This window comes from Variovorax sp. GW460-12-1-14-LB1 (assembly GCF_059423605.1).
The window spans coordinates 1-2,261 of the sequence record NZ_JBWKYF010000159.1 but is presented as its reverse complement, the minus strand read 5'-3'; the positions used below and the strand labels follow the sequence as shown (position 1 = coordinate 2,261).

The 2,261-nt window shown below is 60.8% G+C and carries 1 protein-coding gene; it reads right to left on the bottom strand.

Going from position 1 to position 2,261, the window contains the following annotated elements; translation table 11 throughout:
* Positions 1–35 precede the first annotated feature (35 nt).
* Positions 36–2,261: DUF2345 domain-containing protein (locus tag AC07Y4_RS32885; protein ID WP_495275683.1), on the bottom strand; the 2,226-nt coding region annotated here is incomplete at its 5' end.

The window sequence follows — 2,261 nt, the reverse complement described above, 5'->3', positions numbered from 1 at the left end:
TTAGGGTTATCACGTGGGTCAGATTTAGATGGAAATCACACCGCCAACTGGGTCACTTCTAGATGGAAATCAACAGCGATGGGCTTGTTCACGGTGGGAGGGTCGCGTTTGACATGCGCCGCGATGCGGGTCAGTTGCCAGTAGTACATGCCGATGACCATGCGGTGTAGTCCCGCGCGAGCGCTGGGCTCATTGGGCACGGGGGTTGTGCCGGCCAATTCGAATATTCTGGAAGGCATCACGCTCTTCCAGAATCCCCGCATGCTGGGCAGATTCTTGTAGTCATCGGGGAACTGCTGCGCCATGGCTGCCACCCAGAAGAACTGCTGCGCATGGCGTGCCTCGTGGTACAGGGTGCTAGCGAATTCTCGAACGCACTCCGTCAACTCTGTGGAGTCACCGCTCTTTGCAGCATCGATCATGAACGTGACTCCGCGTTTGCAGGCCACGAGCAACCAGTCGTTGGTGCGCATCTGCCCCTTGAGATCCTTGTCGTCGGGCTTCATGCCAAGCGCAATGGCCTCGGAGTCTCTCGGTATCAAAAATGTCGGCATCGCCCCCTCTGGCAGGCCGAACGACGTTGTGGCGAGTGCGCCCCCGATATTCGCCCTGAGTGTTCCAAGCAGGCTCTTGAAATCCTCTTCACCCAACGGCCAAGTCGCTTCCTTCCAATTGAGCGCCATCAACGCCGGTTTGATGGCCTTCACATAGGCGCCAATCACTGGGTACTCCCAGCGCGTCGCATCCTTGGCCTTCGGCTCGCTCTTTCGCAACCCCCAGTTGTTCGGATCGCAACTGGTGTGAACCGGTGCTTTGCCTTCGCTGGTGGCCTTGTCTTCATTGGCCTCGTGGTCCTTGCCCCCAATTTTCTTCTTTGGCGTGCGCTGCTCGGCCACCACACCACCATCGTGCTCGTAGGTCTGTGTCGCGGGCGTTTGCACAAAGGGCGTGTAGCTGGCCAGCACTCCATCTTCTGAATTTCGCAGCACCTCCACGGTCGTGATTTGACGCACCATGCTCTGTACGACCTCGGTCTCGCCCTGGTCGTTGGACTTGCCCTCGATGGTTCTGCCGCCTTGGAAGGTGATGCGGTATTTTTGCTCTGGCAAGCGCAGTCCACCCGCGTGCTCGATCAACACGAAGTGCTCTTCGATCAGATTCTGTTTCTCGGCAAAGCCTGCCTGGGGAAATACCGGATACAGCGCGTCGAGGCTCATAGGCCCGACCTGCGCATGCAGCGCCGCATGCTCCTGCCAGGTGCCGGCAGTGCCATGCTTGATGCCGCTCTCGCTCCACTCCGAGTAGCTGCCCCCGCCGATAATCACGACCTTCTTCTTGGCGGTGATGTGTAGCTCGCCCTCCACGCTCTTGATGACGACGTCCTTGTGCGCAACAAGAACCACCTCGTCGCTGTGCGCCTGGATCTCGATCGGGTCTTCGCTCGCGATGAGCTTGACGCCCTTCTTGTGCGTGAACGCGCGGATGCCCTCGGCTGCGCTGGCCAGCCAGCGCTTGGCGGTGCCGATGGAGGTGTGCCCCTGGCTCGTGAAGGCTGTGTGCTCTCCGGTGTGCAGATGAATGCTGCCGGGCGTGCTGGCCTCGATGCCCGCGGGGCTGGCGAGCACGAGGTGTGGTTCGTTCAGTTCAGGAAAGCGGCCATCCTCGTCCTGTCCTTCCTTGCCTTGAATCGCGTCGTTCTGCGCCTTCAAGGCCTTCTGCACGATGTCTTGATCGGTGCCTTGCTCTTGCGCCTTGTGCACTTGAGCTGCTTCGGCCAGTGCGTCGTGCTGGTCCTGCGCTGCTTTTAGTCGCTGAACCGTCTCCCCCATGTCCTTGGCATGGTTCGCCGCGTTGCCCCTGGCTTCGGTCGTGATGAGCATGCCGTCCTGGGCTCTCAATACGCCATGGGCGTCAGTGCGCAGCTCGAAGCCCTCACCCCTGGGGTCCTTTCTGCCCGCGTTGTCCTCGATGCGCGTGATCGCCCCCAGGCTCAGGCTGCTGGATTGGTGATCGCTCTTGAGCTGCGCCTGGATTTTTTCGGCCGTGTCATCCAGGATCAGGTGGTTCGACCTGCCCGCCGCACCGTTGCCTCCGCCCTCGGTCAGCTCCCGGCTCCTGAACCCGCTCAATGCGCTCTGGCCGGGGAGTTGCCACGGCGGCAGATTCACCTGGTTGTGGACTCTTCCCATGCAGATCGGCAGGTCCGCGTCTCCCGCGATGAAGCTCACGACGACTTCCTGGCCGATGCGCGGGATCTGGAT